Annotated in this window: 23 protein-coding genes; 14 read left to right on the top strand and 9 right to left on the bottom strand. The window is 55.7% G+C overall.

The window, feature by feature from the left end; translation table 11 throughout:
* The first annotated feature begins 224 nt into the window (after positions 1 to 224).
* From rplU to ACO6EE_RS08655, 14 genes are all read left to right on the top strand, one after another.
* Positions 225 to 533: a 50S ribosomal protein L21 gene (gene rplU / locus ACO6EE_RS08720; RefSeq protein ID WP_023887837.1), complete on the top strand. Its 309-nt coding sequence runs from the start codon at positions 225 to 227 to the stop codon at positions 531 to 533.
* A 29-nt stretch (positions 534 to 562) separates the two neighbouring features.
* Positions 563 to 835, top strand: a complete 273-nt coding sequence (gene rpmA, locus ACO6EE_RS08715; protein WP_023887836.1) for a 50S ribosomal protein L27 — start codon at positions 563 to 565, stop codon at positions 833 to 835.
* A gap of 177 nt (positions 836 to 1,012) precedes the next feature.
* A complete protein-coding gene (gene pdxA / locus ACO6EE_RS08710; protein WP_485960652.1) occupies positions 1,013 to 2,011 on the top strand; it encodes a 4-hydroxythreonine-4-phosphate dehydrogenase PdxA in 999 nt (332 codons plus the stop codon).
* 250 nt (positions 2,012 to 2,261) lie between these two features.
* The gene (locus tag ACO6EE_RS08705) at positions 2,262 to 3,062 is read left to right on the top strand and encodes an ABC transporter ATP-binding protein (RefSeq protein WP_485960651.1); all 801 of its coding nucleotides are present in this window, start codon (positions 2,262 to 2,264) and stop codon (positions 3,060 to 3,062) included.
* Between the two features lie 3 nt (positions 3,063 to 3,065).
* Positions 3,066 to 3,842: a lipid asymmetry maintenance ABC transporter permease subunit MlaE gene (gene mlaE / locus ACO6EE_RS08700; RefSeq protein WP_485960650.1), complete on the top strand. Its 777-nt coding sequence runs from the start codon at positions 3,066 to 3,068 to the stop codon at positions 3,840 to 3,842.
* Positions 3,843 to 3,849: 7 nt separating this feature from the next.
* Complete coding sequence (gene mlaD, locus ACO6EE_RS08695) at positions 3,850 to 4,320, top strand: outer membrane lipid asymmetry maintenance protein MlaD (RefSeq protein WP_023887832.1); 471 nt, start codon at positions 3,850 to 3,852, stop codon at positions 4,318 to 4,320.
* A 45-nt stretch (positions 4,321 to 4,365) separates the two neighbouring features.
* Positions 4,366 to 4,956 (top strand): MlaC/ttg2D family ABC transporter substrate-binding protein, encoded by a 591-nt coding sequence (locus ACO6EE_RS08690; RefSeq protein ID WP_485960649.1) that lies wholly within the window; start codon positions 4,366 to 4,368, stop codon positions 4,954 to 4,956.
* 4 nt (positions 4,957 to 4,960) lie between these two features.
* Positions 4,961 to 5,251 (top strand): STAS domain-containing protein, encoded by a 291-nt coding sequence (locus ACO6EE_RS08685; RefSeq protein WP_485960648.1) that lies wholly within the window; start codon positions 4,961 to 4,963, stop codon positions 5,249 to 5,251.
* Positions 5,248 to 6,177 (top strand): MlaA family lipoprotein, encoded by a 930-nt coding sequence (locus ACO6EE_RS08680; protein WP_485960647.1) that lies wholly within the window; start codon positions 5,248 to 5,250, stop codon positions 6,175 to 6,177. Before ACO6EE_RS08685 ends, ACO6EE_RS08680 begins: the two co-directional genes overlap by 4 nt.
* Positions 6,178 to 6,289: 112 nt before the next feature.
* Positions 6,290 to 6,643, top strand: a complete 354-nt coding sequence (locus tag ACO6EE_RS08675) for a hypothetical protein (protein WP_003823433.1) — start codon at positions 6,290 to 6,292, stop codon at positions 6,641 to 6,643.
* 45 nt (positions 6,644 to 6,688) lie between these two features.
* Positions 6,689 to 7,117, top strand: a complete 429-nt coding sequence (locus tag ACO6EE_RS08670) for an acyl-CoA thioesterase (RefSeq protein ID WP_485960646.1) — start codon at positions 6,689 to 6,691, stop codon at positions 7,115 to 7,117.
* Positions 7,114 to 7,611: a peroxiredoxin family protein gene (locus tag ACO6EE_RS08665; protein ID WP_485960645.1), complete on the top strand. Its 498-nt coding sequence runs from the start codon at positions 7,114 to 7,116 to the stop codon at positions 7,609 to 7,611. Before ACO6EE_RS08670 ends, ACO6EE_RS08665 begins: the two co-directional genes overlap by 4 nt.
* A gap of 87 nt (positions 7,612 to 7,698) precedes the next feature.
* Positions 7,699 to 8,601 carry a tRNA pseudouridine(55) synthase TruB gene (gene truB, locus ACO6EE_RS08660; protein ID WP_485960644.1) on the top strand — a complete coding sequence of 301 codons (903 nt, stop codon included), beginning with the start codon at positions 7,699 to 7,701 and terminating at the stop codon, positions 8,599 to 8,601.
* Between the two features lie 129 nt (positions 8,602 to 8,730).
* Positions 8,731 to 9,522 (top strand): Slam-dependent surface lipoprotein, encoded by a 792-nt coding sequence (locus ACO6EE_RS08655; protein WP_485960643.1) that lies wholly within the window; start codon positions 8,731 to 8,733, stop codon positions 9,520 to 9,522.
* Positions 9,523 to 9,627: 105 nt separating this feature from the next.
* Here ACO6EE_RS08655 and ygfZ read toward each other — a convergent pair whose 3' ends face one another.
* The 9 genes from ygfZ to ACO6EE_RS08610 all read right to left on the bottom strand — a co-directional run bounded on the left by ygfZ (position 9,628) and on the right by ACO6EE_RS08610 (position 14,184).
* Positions 9,628 to 10,482: a CAF17-like 4Fe-4S cluster assembly/insertion protein YgfZ gene (gene ygfZ / locus ACO6EE_RS08650; protein ID WP_485960642.1), complete on the bottom strand. Its 855-nt coding sequence runs from the start codon at positions 10,480 to 10,482 to the stop codon at positions 9,628 to 9,630.
* Positions 10,483 to 10,600: 118 nt separating this feature from the next.
* The gene (locus ACO6EE_RS08645; protein ID WP_049257693.1) at positions 10,601 to 10,852 is read right to left on the bottom strand and encodes an NGO1151 family protein; all 252 of its coding nucleotides are present in this window, start codon (positions 10,850 to 10,852) and stop codon (positions 10,601 to 10,603) included.
* Between the two features lie 217 nt (positions 10,853 to 11,069).
* Positions 11,070 to 12,104, bottom strand: coding sequence for a tyrosine-type recombinase/integrase (locus ACO6EE_RS08640; protein WP_485960641.1), 1,035 nt, complete (start codon positions 12,102 to 12,104; stop codon positions 11,070 to 11,072).
* 12 nt (positions 12,105 to 12,116) lie between these two features.
* Positions 12,117 to 12,320 (bottom strand): DUF4224 domain-containing protein, encoded by a 204-nt coding sequence (locus ACO6EE_RS08635; RefSeq protein WP_064084432.1) that lies wholly within the window; start codon positions 12,318 to 12,320, stop codon positions 12,117 to 12,119.
* Between the two features lie 10 nt (positions 12,321 to 12,330).
* Entirely contained in the window at positions 12,331 to 12,690 is a 360-nt protein-coding gene (locus tag ACO6EE_RS08630; protein WP_485960640.1) for a hypothetical protein, read from the bottom strand.
* Positions 12,691 to 12,718: 28 nt separating this feature from the next.
* Entirely contained in the window at positions 12,719 to 13,084 is a 366-nt protein-coding gene (locus ACO6EE_RS08625; protein WP_485960639.1) for a DUF551 domain-containing protein, read from the bottom strand.
* Positions 13,081 to 13,389: a MazG-like family protein gene (locus tag ACO6EE_RS08620; RefSeq protein WP_485960638.1), complete on the bottom strand. Its 309-nt coding sequence runs from the start codon at positions 13,387 to 13,389 to the stop codon at positions 13,081 to 13,083. Before ACO6EE_RS08620 ends, ACO6EE_RS08625 begins: the two co-directional genes overlap by 4 nt.
* Before the next feature lie 2 nt (positions 13,390 to 13,391).
* Positions 13,392 to 13,685 carry a hypothetical protein gene (locus ACO6EE_RS08615; RefSeq protein WP_485960637.1) on the bottom strand — a complete coding sequence of 98 codons (294 nt, stop codon included), beginning with the start codon at positions 13,683 to 13,685 and terminating at the stop codon, positions 13,392 to 13,394.
* 13 nt (positions 13,686 to 13,698) lie between these two features.
* Positions 13,699 to 14,184, bottom strand: coding sequence for a siphovirus Gp157 family protein (locus ACO6EE_RS08610; protein WP_485960636.1), 486 nt, complete (start codon positions 14,182 to 14,184; stop codon positions 13,699 to 13,701).
* Position 14,185: the final 1 nt, after the last annotated feature.

Raw genomic sequence — 14,185 nt, 5'->3', positions numbered from 1 at the left:
GAGAAACAGCGAAGATGCGAACTATACGCCACCAAAATTACTTTGTCAAATACCTTTTGACCCATTCTTTACCAACAACAACACAGCCTCCAGACTACAAAAGGAAAATAACCTTTTGACAAGATAACCACAGATGCAATAGAATGCGCAGTTCTTGTGTTCTAGGCATTATCGAACGCCAGATAAATTAACCCTTTAGATAATAACCCCTCATGGAGTTGAGTATGTACGCGGTCATAAAAACCGGCGGCAAACAATACAAAGTTGCTGTTGGCGAAAAATTGAAAGTAGAACAGATACCTGCCGAACTCGACAGCCAAATCGAACTGACTGAAGTTTTGATGATTGCTGACGGCGAGTCTGTAAAAGTAGGCGCACCTTTTATTGAAGGCGCAAAAGTAACAGCCAAGGTAGTAGCTCATGGCCGCGGCGAAAAAATCCGCATTTTCAAAATGCGCCGCCGTAAACACTATCAGAAACGCCAAGGCCACCGCCAGAATTTCACCCAAATTGAAATCGTGGCCATCGCCTAAGTTTTTAACCTAATTCAGGAGTATCAAACATGGCAAGTAAAAAAGCAGGCGGCAGCACCCGCAACGGCCGCGATTCAGAAGCCAAACGCCTGGGCGTGAAAGCCTACGGCAACGAGCTGATTCCTGCCGGTTCCATCATTGTTCGCCAACGCGGCACCAAGTTCCATGCGGGCAACAACGTAGGTATGGGTAAAGACCATACCCTGTTCGCCAAAGTGGACGGCTACGTAGAATTTACCGTAAAAGGCGTACACAACCGCAAAACCGTTAATGTTCGCCCCTATACTGGCGCTGATGAATAATCAACAGCTAGGCTAATCTCAGGATGCTACCTCAGGTAGCATCCTTTTATTTTGCCTAATCAAATCACCCCAGCTAACACTCTATAATCCAGTACACAAGCATTATCCGCCATCAAAAATCTGCTTAGCTACCAACTGCTATAATCCTGTCATCTTTATTTTTCAAGTAGCCTCACCATGCCCACTACCCCTATTCTAGCCATCACCTCCGGCGAGCCTGCCGGCATAGGCCCCGATATCTGCCTTACTTTAGCTCAGCAGACTTTGCCCTGCCGCTGCATTGTCTTAGCCGACAAACAGCTCCTCGCTGAACGTGCCCAGCAACTCGGCTATAACACCCCCCTTGCCGATTACCATACCAACCATCCGCCTGCCCCTGGCACACTGGAAGTTTTGCACATTCCCCTCGCAACCCCCTGCCACACCGGCCAACTCAACTCCGCCAACGCCCGCTACGTACTCTCCCTATTGGATCGTGCCTATAGCGGCATCTGCCAAGGCGAATTTGCCGGCATGGTAACCGCTCCATTGCACAAAGGCATCATCAACGATGCCGGCATCCCCTTCAGCGGCCACACCGAATACCTAGCCGCCATCAGCCACACCAAACAAGTCGTCATGATGCTGGCCGGCAACGGCCTGCGTGTTGCCCTTGCCACCACCCACCTCCCCCTCAAAGACATCCCCGCCGCCATCACCCGCCCACTGTTGCACTCCGTGTTGCACATTTTACACACCGACCTGCAAACCAAATTCGGCATCACCAAACCCACCATCCTCGTGGCCGGGCTCAACCCCCATGCCGGCGAACAAGGTCATCTCGGCTGGGAAGAGATCCAAATCATTGAACCCGAATTACAAGCCCTGCGTACCCAAGGCCTCGATGTACGCGGCCCCTACCCCGCCGACACCCTGTTTCAGCCCTTCCTGCTCAAAGATGCCGACGCCGTACTCGCCATGTATCACGACCAAGGCCTGCCCGTACTCAAATACGCCTCTTTCGGGCAAGGCGTGAACATTACCCTTGGCTTGCCCTTCATCCGCACTTCAGTTGATCACGGCACTGCCCTCGACCTAGCCGGCACCGGCCGCGCCGACCACGGCAGCCTACTGACCGCCATCCAAACCGCCCTCGATATGACCGAACACTGGCAGCATCACCGCACGCCATCATAGCCGCACGCTATCAAGCACAAAGGCTACCTGAAAATCCACCACTTAGGCAGCAGTCTTAAAACTTTCAGGTAGCCTTCTGTTTAATTTATCTACATGATATAAAAACGCTTCCACGCACACAAAGGCTACCTGAAAAAATCTACAACACTTCCAGCCAGCACTCAGCCACGCCACTGGCAAGATCATTGAACCCAGTGCGCTTTTTCCCTATAATCGACACCCTTGTATGTAAACCTAACCTCTGCCGCCCATGGCCACACCCTTCATCGAAATGCAAAATGTCGCCTTTGCCTATGGCGAACGCCCCATCCTGAACAACGTCAGTTTTCAGGTAGCCAAAGGCACGTTTGCCGCCGTGATGGGTGGCTCCGGCAGCGGCAAAACCACCCTGCTGCGCCTGATTACCGGCCAGATTGCGCCCACTTCCGGCCGCGTGCTGATTAACGGCCGCGACCTTGCCGCATTCAACGCAAAAGAGTTGCACCAACATCGGCGCAATATGGGCGTACTGTTCCAATTCGGCGCACTGTTTACCGATTTGTCCGTATATGAAAACGTGGCTTTCCCGCTGCGCGAACAAACCGATTTGCCCGAAGAAATCATCCGTGATTTAGTGCGCCTGAAGCTCAGCGCCGTCGGCCTGCACGGCACGGAAAACCTGATGCCGGACGAGCTATCCGGCGGCATGTCACGCCGTGTTGCCTTGGCACGCACCATCGCCCTAGACCCTGCGTTGATGCTGTATGACGAGCCCTTCACCGGCCTCGACCCGATTTCGCTGGGCGTGATTGCCGACTTAATCAGCAAAATCAACCGTGCCCTGCGCTCTACCAGCATGATGGTTACGCATGATGTGCCGCGCTCGTTGCAAATTGCCGACCAAGTGATTTTCCTTGCCCATGGCGAAATTCTGTTTTCAGGTAGCCCGGAAGAAATGCGTAGCCTTGATTCACCATGGGTTACCCAATTTATCAACGGCCTGCCCAACGGCCCGGTTGCCTTCCGCTATCCGGCCGAGCGCGGCATACAACAAGTTTTGCTCAATAGCTGAATTATGAATTTTTTCCGAACCCTAGGCGCGAAAACGCTGGATTTCCTACAGGAACTGGGCAAAACCACCCTATTCCTGTTCGCCGTGCTGGCACGCTCCGGCACGCTGCTGCCGCGCCTGCGGCTGGGTATCCGCCAAATGTATTTCACCGGTGTGCTATCCATTGTCATCATTGCCGTGTCCGGACTGTTTGTGGGCATGGTACTGGGTTTGCAGGGCTACACGCAGCTGGCCAAATTTAAATCGGCCGATATTTTGGGCTATATGGTGGCCGCATCGCTGTTGCGCGAACTGGGGCCGGTATTGGCCGGCATCTTATTTGCCAGCAGCGCGGGCGGCGCGATGACCAGCGAAATCGGCCTGATGAAAACCACCGAGCAACTGGAAGCGATGAAGGTGATGGCAGTTGATCCCGTTGCCCGCGTGGTGGTGCCGCGTTTTTGGGCAGGCGTGATTTCCATGCCGCTGCTGGCTTCTATCTGCAATGTGGCCGGCATTTACGGCGCCTATCTTATCGGCGTACGCTATCTGGGCTTGGACGGCGGCATTTTCTGGTCGCAGATGCAGGCGAATATCGATGTAGGCTACGATGTGGTGAACGGGCTGATTAAATCGGTGGTGTTCGGCGTGGCTATTTCTCTGATTGCCGTGTATCAGGGCTTCCACTGCCGCAGCACGCCGGAAGGCATCCTGCGTGCCAGCACCCGCACCGTGGTGAGCAGTGCGCTTACTGTTTTGGCCTTGGATTTTGTTTTAACCGCCATCATGTTTATCGGATAAACAGATTATGAAAAGAAGCACTTTAGAACTTTGGGTCGGCGTTTTTGTGGCCTTGGGCATCGCCGCTGTGGTATTTTTATCACTGCGCGTGGCCGGCGGACAAACGGTTTCCCGCCAATCGTCCTACACCGTTTCCGCCAGCTTTACCGATATCGGCGGCTTGAAAGTAAAGGCCCCGGTGAAGGCTTCCGGTGTGGTAGTGGGCAGGGTTTCCTCCATCCAGCTCGATCCAAAAACCTACCGAGCCAATGTGAGCCTGAATATCGACAGCCAATACCGCTTCAGCACCGACGTTTCCGCCGAAATCCTCACTTCCGGCCTGTTGGGCGAGCAATATATCGGCCTGCAGCAGGGAGCAGAGGAAACCGAGCTGAAAAATGGCGACACCATTGAAATTACCAGCTCCGCTTTGGTGCTGGAGCAGCTAATCGGCAAATTTATGACCAACACCGTAGAAAAAAACGGCGCAACACAATAAACACACTACAATATTTTCATTTTTCACTGAGAAAGGAAAACATCAATGAAAAAATCCGCACTCACAGCCGCCCTGAGCATCGGCATCATGAGCATCGGTCTGGCCTTCGCTACGCCGCAGCAGGCCGTGGCGCAACTCAAGCAGAATAGCACCCAAGTGCTGAACATCTTGCAAAACGCCAAAAACAACAACGATGTGCAAGTTCGCCGGCAGGCCGAAAACTACGCCATCCCCTATTTCGACTTCACCCGCATGACCGAGCTGGCCGTGGGCGCCAACTGGCGCAACGCCACCCCGGCGCAGAAAACCGCGCTGACCGAGCAATTTAAAACCCTGCTCATCCGTACCTATTCCGGCACCATGTTGCAATACCGCAACGCTAATGTAGTTATCCGCGAGAACGCCGTTCAGCGCGGCAACAGCATTATCGTTACCGCCGACATCACTCCCGCCGGCGGCAAACCGGTCACCATGGACTACACCATGTACCAAAGCAGCGGCAAATACCGCATTTATAACGTGGCCGTGGAAGGCGCCAGCCTGGTAACCGTATACCGCAGCCAATTCAACAACACCATCGCGCAAAAAGGCATCGACGGCCTGATTCAAGAGCTGCGCAGCAAAAACGGCAGCTGAGTCCATGCACAGCGAATGCCGTGATGAAACCGTGTACCTCAGTGGGGAAGTAACCGTTTCCACGGTAACCGCCCCGCTGTTTCACGCCTATTGCCAACAGCTGGGCTACCTGAAAAACAGCCCTGCCCCCGCAATCGATTTCTCCGGCGTCAGCCAAGCCGATTCCGTCTGCATTTCCCTCATGGCCACCGCCAAACGCAGCCGCCCCGAAGCCACTTGGGTGTTCCGCAGCCTGCCCGCCGGCGTGGCGGCCTTGGCCGAATTGTATGAAGTAGGCGGCTGGATAACATCATGAAAAAACTGCTCACCCTCACCCTGCTCACCATCGGCCTCTCCGGCAATGCCCTGGCCGAAGGCGTCGCCTACGACCCCTATGAAGGCTACAACCGCTTCATGTTCGGCGTAAACGACCGCATCGACCGCTATTTCCTCGCTCCCGCCGCACGCGGCTACCGCACCGTTACCCCCAAACCCGTGCGCAGCGGCATCGGCAACTTCTTCAACAACCTGCGCGACATCGTGAGCGTAGGCAGCAACCTGTTGCGGCTCAACATTTCCAAAGCCGGCACCGACCTCGTGCGCGTAGGCATCAACACCACCTTCGGCTTCGGCGGCCTTATCGACATCGCTGGTGCCGCCCAAATGCCCAACAACAAAAACACCCTCGGCGACACCTTCGCCAGCTCGGGCTGGAAAAACAGCAACTACTTCGTCTACCCCCTGCTTGGCCCCAGCACCGTGCGCGATGCCTTGGGCAATACCATCGTCAGCGTTTACTCCCCCGAAAAATTCGCCCTCGGCAACGGCACCGGCTATTGGGCCGTCACCGGCGTGAAAGCCCTCGACACCCGCGCCAACCTGCTCGAACTCACCGACGGCGTCAACCAAGTCGCGCTCGACCGCTACGCCTTCATCCGCGATGCCTACATGTCCGCCCGCGCCAAACAAACCGGCACCACCCTGCCCGGCAGCGAAGACGACTACGTGCCCAGCTTTGAAGAAGACGGCGGCAATACCGGCAGTGCAGCCACAACTACTGCCGAGCAACCTGCCGCCGCCCCGGCCACCGCCGCCCCGCCGTCTGCCGAACCGGAGGCAAACAGCACCGCCCCCGCTGAAGCTCCTGCCCCGGCCAACACCGAACCTGCCGACCCGGCAGACCAAGAAAACAACAGCCGCCCCGCCCCCAATACCATCCACGAAGAAATCCTCAGCCGCTAAAATTGCCGCCCTTCCGATTTTCAGGTAGCCTTTCCGCAAGCAGCAAAGGCTACCTGAAAAACAAAGGCTACCTGAAACCTTTTCCCCCACCGCCTCAACAAAGGAGCGCATCATGTACGAAATCAACCGCAGCGTATTCCGGCTGGTGCCGCTACAGCCGTTTTGGAACTGGCTCACCGCCCTGCCCGGCGCCGAGCTCGACGACCTTACCCTCGAAGATCTGCAAAACAACGCCAACGCCTACCTCACCAACCCCTGCGATGACGGCGAAGAAGTGTGGGCGGAAATCAAATCCCAAATCGACACCATCTTTGCCGCCGAGCTGGCCGACTGGTGCGAAGACGAAAGCCAATGGCCTGATTTGCATCCCGATATCTTTGCCGAATGGTTTGATATCCAGCTCTCCCCCATCCTTTGCGACCTATCCGCCCGCGAAGTGGAACGCGAACCCTTCCAGCCCCTGTAAAACCAACGGCCGGCAGCCCATACGCCGGCCATTTCCATCCTTACCATGCCACACCACACCTACCTCACCGTGCGCGGCTACCACCTCGACGTGTACCGCCATGTAAACAACGCCCGCTATCTCGAATTCCTCGAAGAAGCCCGCTGGGATTATTTCGACCACAACGGGCTAGCCGAATTCTTCCGCAACAGCCGCTACGGCATGGCTATCGTCCACATCGACATCCACTACCGCCGTGCTGCTCTTCTCGGCGACCGGCTCGAGATTGAAACCGCCTTTGCCCAAACCGACGCGCGCCAAGCTGTGATCAGCCAAACCATCCGCAAAACCGGCAGCCCGCGCATCCTTGCCGAAGCCCGCGTCAGCTTCATGCTCATCGACCAAACCACCGGCCGCGCCATCCGCTTCCCTGCCGAACTGCAGCAAGCCATTGCCGCCCACATCCCGTCCAACCCCGCAGAATCCGCCCCATGAAAAAATACCTCGGCACCCTCCTCCTGCTGGCCGTGCTTGCCGCCGCCGGCTACATCCTGTTCGTCCCCAAACGCCAAAGCGCCCCCGCCTTCGCCCTGCCAAACCTGCAAGGCCAAAACGTGGATCAAACCACCCTGCAAGGCAAAGTTACCCTCATCAACTTCTGGTTTCCCTCCTGCCCCGGCTGCGTAACCGAAATGCCCAAACTCATCCGGATGCACCAAGACTACCAAGGCAAAAACTTCCAAATCATCGCCGTTTCCATCCCTGTACCGAGCGACCCCCTGCCCGTGGTGCAAACCTACGCCCAAACCCACCGCCTGCCCTTCACCGTGCTCCACGACGCGCAAGGCCACACCCAGCAGGCCTACCAAGTCATCGCCGCCCCCACCTCTTTTCTGGTGGATAAAAACGGCCACATCGCCAAAACCTATGTAGGCGAGCCCGACTTCGCCGAAGTGTACCACCTGGCCGACCAATTGCTTGCCGAATAACCCGCCCCAATATTTTCAGGTAGCCTTCCCCCGCAGCAAGGCTACCTGAAAAATCAACCACCAAATAATCAATCAATAATCCGCACCATGAAACCTCAAAAACGCCCCCTCAACGGCGTCCTCCTGCTCGACAAAGCCGCCGGCCTCTCCAGCAACAGCGCCCTCCAGCAAGCCCGCCGCCTCTACCGTGCCGAAAAAGCCGGCCACACCGGCGTGCTCGATCCGCTGGCCACCGGCCTGCTCCCCGTCTGCTTCGGCCAAGCCACCAAATTCGCCCAATATCTGCTCGATGCCGACAAAGCCTACATCGCCACCCTCCGTCTCGGCCAAGCCACCGATACTGGTGATGCCGAAGGCACCATCACCGCCACCAGCCACACCGAAATCAGCCAAACCGAGTTTCAGGTAGCCTGCCAACAACACCTCGGCGCACAGCAGCAGCTGCCCCCCATGTATTCCGCCCTCAAGCACCAAGGCAAACCCCTCTATCAATACGCCCGCCAAGGCATCGATATCCAACGCCAGCCCCGCAACATCCATATCCACGACATCCAAATCCTCCGCTTCCAACTCCCCGAAGCCCAAATCAGCGTGCAATGCAGCAAAGGCACCTACATCCGCACCCTCGCCGAAGACATTGCCAAAAGCGCCAACACCCTGGCCCATCTCTCCGCCCTGCGCCGTACCGCCACCGCCGGCTTCCAAATCGAACACAGCCACAGCATCGAAAGCCTTGCCGCGCTCACCGAAGAGCAGCGCGATGCCTTGCTGCTGCCCTGTGATGCATTGGTGCAACATCTGCCGCAGCACACCGCCAGCGAACCAACCATCCGCGCCCTGCGCTTCGGCCAAACCCCTGCCGCCCCGCCGGAGCTGCCAGAAAACACCCCCCTGCGCATCTACGCCGCCAACCGCGAATTCATCGGCCTCGTCACCAGCCAGCAAGGCTACCTGAAAGCCCTCCGCCTGATAAGCACACAAGCCGACTGAATTGGGCCAACCCCATATTTATGCTAGAATCGCGGCCTTTTTTACTTAACGTTCTACGGTCACGCCGACCATCGCGACATGCGTTACCCGATCAGCAGGCCGAGAACCTTCTCAACACAAGGAATAAGAATGAAAGCACAAACCCTACTGGCCATCGCCATCACCGCCCTTGGCTTGGCTGCTTGCGGCAGCGGTGGCGGCGGCAGCCCGATCGACAACGGTCGCAACGGCCCCAACCCCAACAATCCGATCAATCCCGACGATCCCAATCCGGGCGGCGGCAATCCTCCCCCGCCTCCCGCCAATCAGCGTACCGGCAAGGTCATCACCCTGTCGGCCGACGGCTATCAACGCATCGGCGAGCAGGCTCTGTCCTTCACCCAGCAAAACTTTGGCGTGCTGAAGGTAGATGGCCAAGAGCTGAACATTATCCCTCCCAACATGGTTGTCGGCGGTCTGCTCAATATGCAGGTACAAAACACCGCTCGCGTAGGGCAAGTGATGACGCAATCCAGCTATGGCTATGTCCGTGAAGGAACCAATGCCAAGGGCTATATGTTTTCACAAGGCATCGTGACCTCAGCCAACGACATGCCCACCGTCGGCGTCTTCAATTATGACGGCAATGTTGTTCACGCCGCCATGTCCAACCAGCCCGGCGGCCAGGTTGAAACAGGCGCCGCCAACTTCACTGTCGATTTCGGCAACCGCCTCATCAATGGCACGCTTACTCCCGCCAACAACGCAGAAGTTGTATTGGACAACGGCATCATTAACGGCAACAGCTTTAGCGGTACGGCCAACTCCGGCGCGGAATTCAGCGGCCACTTCTATGGCGGCCATGCCGACGAAATGGGCGGCACCTACCACAAACAAGGCGAGTACACCGGCGCGTTCGGCACACGGAAAATCGTTCCTTAACCGATCTGGCTGACACACGTTTGCTTTGCAGTTAGGCAAAGCAGTAACACAACAGGCTACCTGAAAACTTTCAGGTAGCCTGTTTCTCCTTATGCGGCCAGCCGGTCAATCCGCCTGCGTTTCAAACAACAACTTCAGCGTTTGTAAATCCTGACTGTCGGCCTGCAAAGCCTTACCTGCCGCTCCATGTTTGATAACCGCCAGCAGCACAAAAGCCCCATCGTGCGCCGCACTGTTAATCACAATGCCCACTTCCTCGCCATCGGCCTCCACCTTGCTGCCAACGGCTACAGGTTGGGCACTGCGGCACACCGCCATGCCGCGCCGTACTTGGCCGCGATACTGCGCGCGGGCGATGATTTCCTGCCCCGGATAGCAGCCTTTTTTGAAATGCACGCCGCCGAGCAGGTGCTGATTCAGCATTTGCGCCACACAGCTTTCCACGGTGGGCTGCGAAATCCACGGCCGCCCCTGCAAAATTTCGGCGGCCTGCCAGGCTTCGGCAGCGGCAGGGTGGTCGGCATCGGGCAGCGGCACGGAGCTGAGCAAGATGCGGTTACCCCCAGCCAAAGCCAACGTAATCAGCCCATTCTCGCCTTCTTCGGCGGCAAACTTGAGCGCGGCGGCATCGGTGCCCGTATCCGCACCGCTTTGGCCGTACACCTGCCAGGCGCTGTCGGTGTGGAACACCGTTTTGCTGCGTAGCACAAACATCCGCAGCCGCTTTATCGTGGCTTCCAGCAAATCCGCCGCCATCACCAGCAGAAAACGGTCGGCACGGCGCAACACCAGCATATTGGCTAACACCCGCCCGCGCGGCGAATTGTAAGTGGCGAAACAAGCCTCGCCCGGCTGCAAATCTAAAATGTGGTTGGAAAGCTGGCTGTGCAGAAATTCGGCAGCATCCGCGCCACTTACCTCCGCCACGCCGAAAAAGGGCAGTTTGCAAAGTGTGTGCATGGTTTTCTCCTGTGTTTTAGCAAACGAAATTTAAACCGATACTACATTGGCCCGACTGTATTATCTGCGGTCAGCCGCCTTATCTCGATTTAAATCTAATTCACGACACCTGATTTAGTCAGTAATTCTTCTCGCCAAAAAAGGCATAAGTTGCATCGTGGAACAGCTCGCTTTGTGCGCTGTCGGAATATTCCAGCCGCGCCAGTTCATCATCAAAGCCCGCACGCACTGCCTCCAGCACATCTTGCGCCATATCCGGCGGCAGGCTGCGCAGCAGGCTTTTCAACGCGCTGCCCAATACCAAGTTTTGCACGCGCAAAGCCTCGCAGCTTTCTTCCAAATAGCTGATTCTCTGATTGATTTCTTCCATAACCTTCTTCCTTTCCGCCACAGGCCACGCGGCCGGGCAATGGGGCGGATTATAAGCCCAAGCCCGGCGCTTGGACAGCCGCCACCCGCAGAGGCATATTTTATGAAATAATCAAACATCAAGACGGCTGCCATAGATAAATACATGCTGTATAAATAGAATTCATCTTTTGGCAGCCGTTATATTTCCGCAATTTTCAGAAGCGTTCCGCAAAACGCTATTTCAGCGGTTTGAGAATTTTACCGCGCCGGATATAGATTTTTGTCATCTGCTCAGAGGCATGACCAAGTTGGTCGGAAGCGCTGCGGGTGTCGGCAGATAAGTAAATATCCGTGGCGGCTTTAGCTCTCAAGTCGCGGAACTGGAATGCGGATAACTCTGCCGCCAGTTCAGGCCGCTGCTGCATGACGGTTTTTCTCAACTCTAAAAACTGCCTGCTTAGGGCGGCGCGGGATAGTGGTTTCCTGTGGCTGTTGAGAAACAGGTAGCCGTTATCTTGGTGGATACGGTCGATGATTTCTTTGAGTTTGCCGCTGATTTCAAAGCGCAGTTTGGCGCCTGTTTTCTGCTGGCTGATATGCAGGATGCCTTCGTGGATGTGGCTGCTGTGAATGCCGACTATATCAACAGGGCGCTGGCCGGTGATGTAGGCAATATCCATTAAATCGCGCATCTGCTGGCTGGCGGCCTGATAGACGGCCTGATACAGGTAATCCTCAATATAAACCTCACGACGCTTCTTGCTGTGCTTCTTGACGTTGCGGCAGGGGTTTTCTTTGCTTGTCCAGCCCTGCTCTCTGGCATAGTTAAAGATGGCGCTGAGATAACCGATTTCGTTGTTAGCTCCGCCGGGGGTGTCTTTGCGCCAGTCGAGATAACGGCGGACGTGTGCCGGCTCGATTTCGTCCAACGGCGCCGGGTTCTCTCCGCCGAAAAACTTAGACAGCTTGCGCACGGCGTTGTTGGCGCTGGAAATGGTGTTGCGGCTGCGGTGGCTGATGATATTCTGCAGGTAGCGTTCGGCTGCAACAGGAAAGGTAACACGGGCGGACTTAGGCAGTTTGGCTGCTTCGAGTTTACTCCACTCTTGGACGGCGGCAATGTAGTCCGTGCCAAGCGGGATTTCTTTGCGCCGCCCATCTTCCCGCCCGTCGTAGTAGTAATAGACGGTGGTCTTGCCGTTTTTTCGGGTGCGTCTGCGCGCCAGCATTCTATCCGGCAGGTTGCTGTTGGCGCTTCGTTTCCTGCCCATGATTATTCCCTCCTAAACTGCCGGCTGCCACCTGGGCTTGTCCGGCTTATGTTTTTGCGGTTTACCTTCCAGCACGCTGCGGCTGACAACAGGGTAGCCTGCGGCATTGGTAAAAAACGGAATGCCGTTTTTGCGCAGGGTTTCGGCCTGTTTTTTCGGCTGCTTGCGGCTGGTCAGTTCGATGATTTCTTCGCGGGTTAAAAAGGTGTTGGTCATATTCCCCCCTTCAAATAATAATCTTGATGATGGACTGTTCGCCGTCCACTTCTTCCAGCCCGTCTAATTCACGCAAGCCTTGCATGGCTACTTCGTACAATATCCGGCTAAGGTTCTCACGGGTTACGCCTTCGCTCGTTATCCGTGCTTCGCGGATTTCGTATTCAGGCTTGCCCACCAGCTTCAGCCATATTTCAAACCGGTACTTTCTGGGCTTGTCGAAGATGCGCTTACGCTTCGCAGGGTCGGCAAAGTCGCCGAACATCTCCGCCGCTTCCTGGAATTCGTCATAGGTATCTGCACCCACCAATGGGAAGGTGCAGTACCCGCGATAGGGCTTAGACGGTTTCCGCTTTCGGTTTCGGCTCACGTCTCAATCTCCCAAAATTAAAGCCGCATTACGCGGCGGGGTTTGTGGTGGGTGGGGCGGGAAGCGGTTGCCAATGGGTTATGCGGTTATCGTCCTCTTCGAGGTAGAACCAAAATACATCTACATCACTTGCCCATGATGAGAAAATCTCCCCACGTTCGTTGCAGACTAATACAGGCGTTTCGATGTCTGGCAGGCTGTCCTCCACGCTTATCCATTCGGATTGCTCTGCATGGCTTTTCGCGGCGCGCCATGCGGTAAACATATCTTCTGCGTAGAAATTGCAATAACGTCCAATTTCGGATTTATTAAGAGGCAATTGTATGCCGCATATGTTCTCGTAGAACCATTCTTCAAACGCGTTGCGCTCTTGTTCGATTCTTTCTGGTGTCATTGCACATCTTCCTCTTTCACAAACACGCCATCTTTCATTACGCCCTTGCGCTCTTTGATTTCGTCATAGGCTTGGGCGATACAGTCTTCTATCTGCAAGCCGTTCTGTGCGGCCAAGATAGTCAGCACTACTACGCAATCGCCGATGCTGTCAGCGATACAGCGGCGCGGGCGGCCACGGGAAATATCAGCGGCTAGTTCGCCGGTCTCTTCTACGAGCTTCGCAAGCTGGCGGAAACTGTCGCTGCCTGCGATAAGGTTGCGGGCTTCTGCCCATTCGCGGATTTGGGTAAATGTTTGGGTCATGATTATTCCTTTGCTTCTGCTGCCTGCTCCTGCATGGCGGCATCGATATGCGCCCGCAGGCAGGGTTTTAGTTGGACGGTGTTGCCTAGTGTGATGTCGATGTCATCTTGTGCGGCCAGCCAATCGATACGCTCGGTGTCGGGGTGGGTGATGGGTTGCAGCCGGTTGGTTAGGTAGTCGTATGTACGGCCATCGTCTCCGGCTACAGTACAGCTTGATAGATAGCCGCGCAGGTAAACAAACTGCTTGCCGTCTGCATCTTGTACGCGGTCGCCAAATTTAAATTGATGGGTCATGGTTGCTCCTTAGTTATTTGATGCGCAGGCTTTCGCTGCTTTCGAGCTTCGCGCCGGGGATTTCTTTGCCGCTTTTGATGGCTTCCTTGATAGCGCTCTTGCTGATTTCTTTTGTTACTACCCAGTATTTTTCCGGTATCTGTTTTTCATCATAGACGGTAACGGCAGGAGGGTTCTTTTGGAACTTGGCGGTAAACGTGCCATCGTCAGCTTTGATTTCGCGGATGCCGGTGCGCCGCATATTGAAAGCCAAGTATTCTTTCAGCCTGCTCTGTCGGTTTTGCAGGGCTTTCTTTTTCTCCTGCATGGCTTTGATATGCTGGTCGAGCATGCTTATTTGGGCTTCTTGGTTCAGCCAATAGGCGGTTACGGCTTGGGCTTTAACTTCAAACTGTCCGATAACGGCTTCGAGTGTGTCGGCGGCTTCGGTTTCGTTGTCGAAGTGGGCATCGAGAACGGCGCGGATGTCATCGGCGCATTGGTAGAGGGTTACTTGCATG

It is taken from the genome of Eikenella sp. (assembly GCF_057315495.1).
This window is presented reverse-complemented; position numbering and strand designations above follow the sequence as displayed.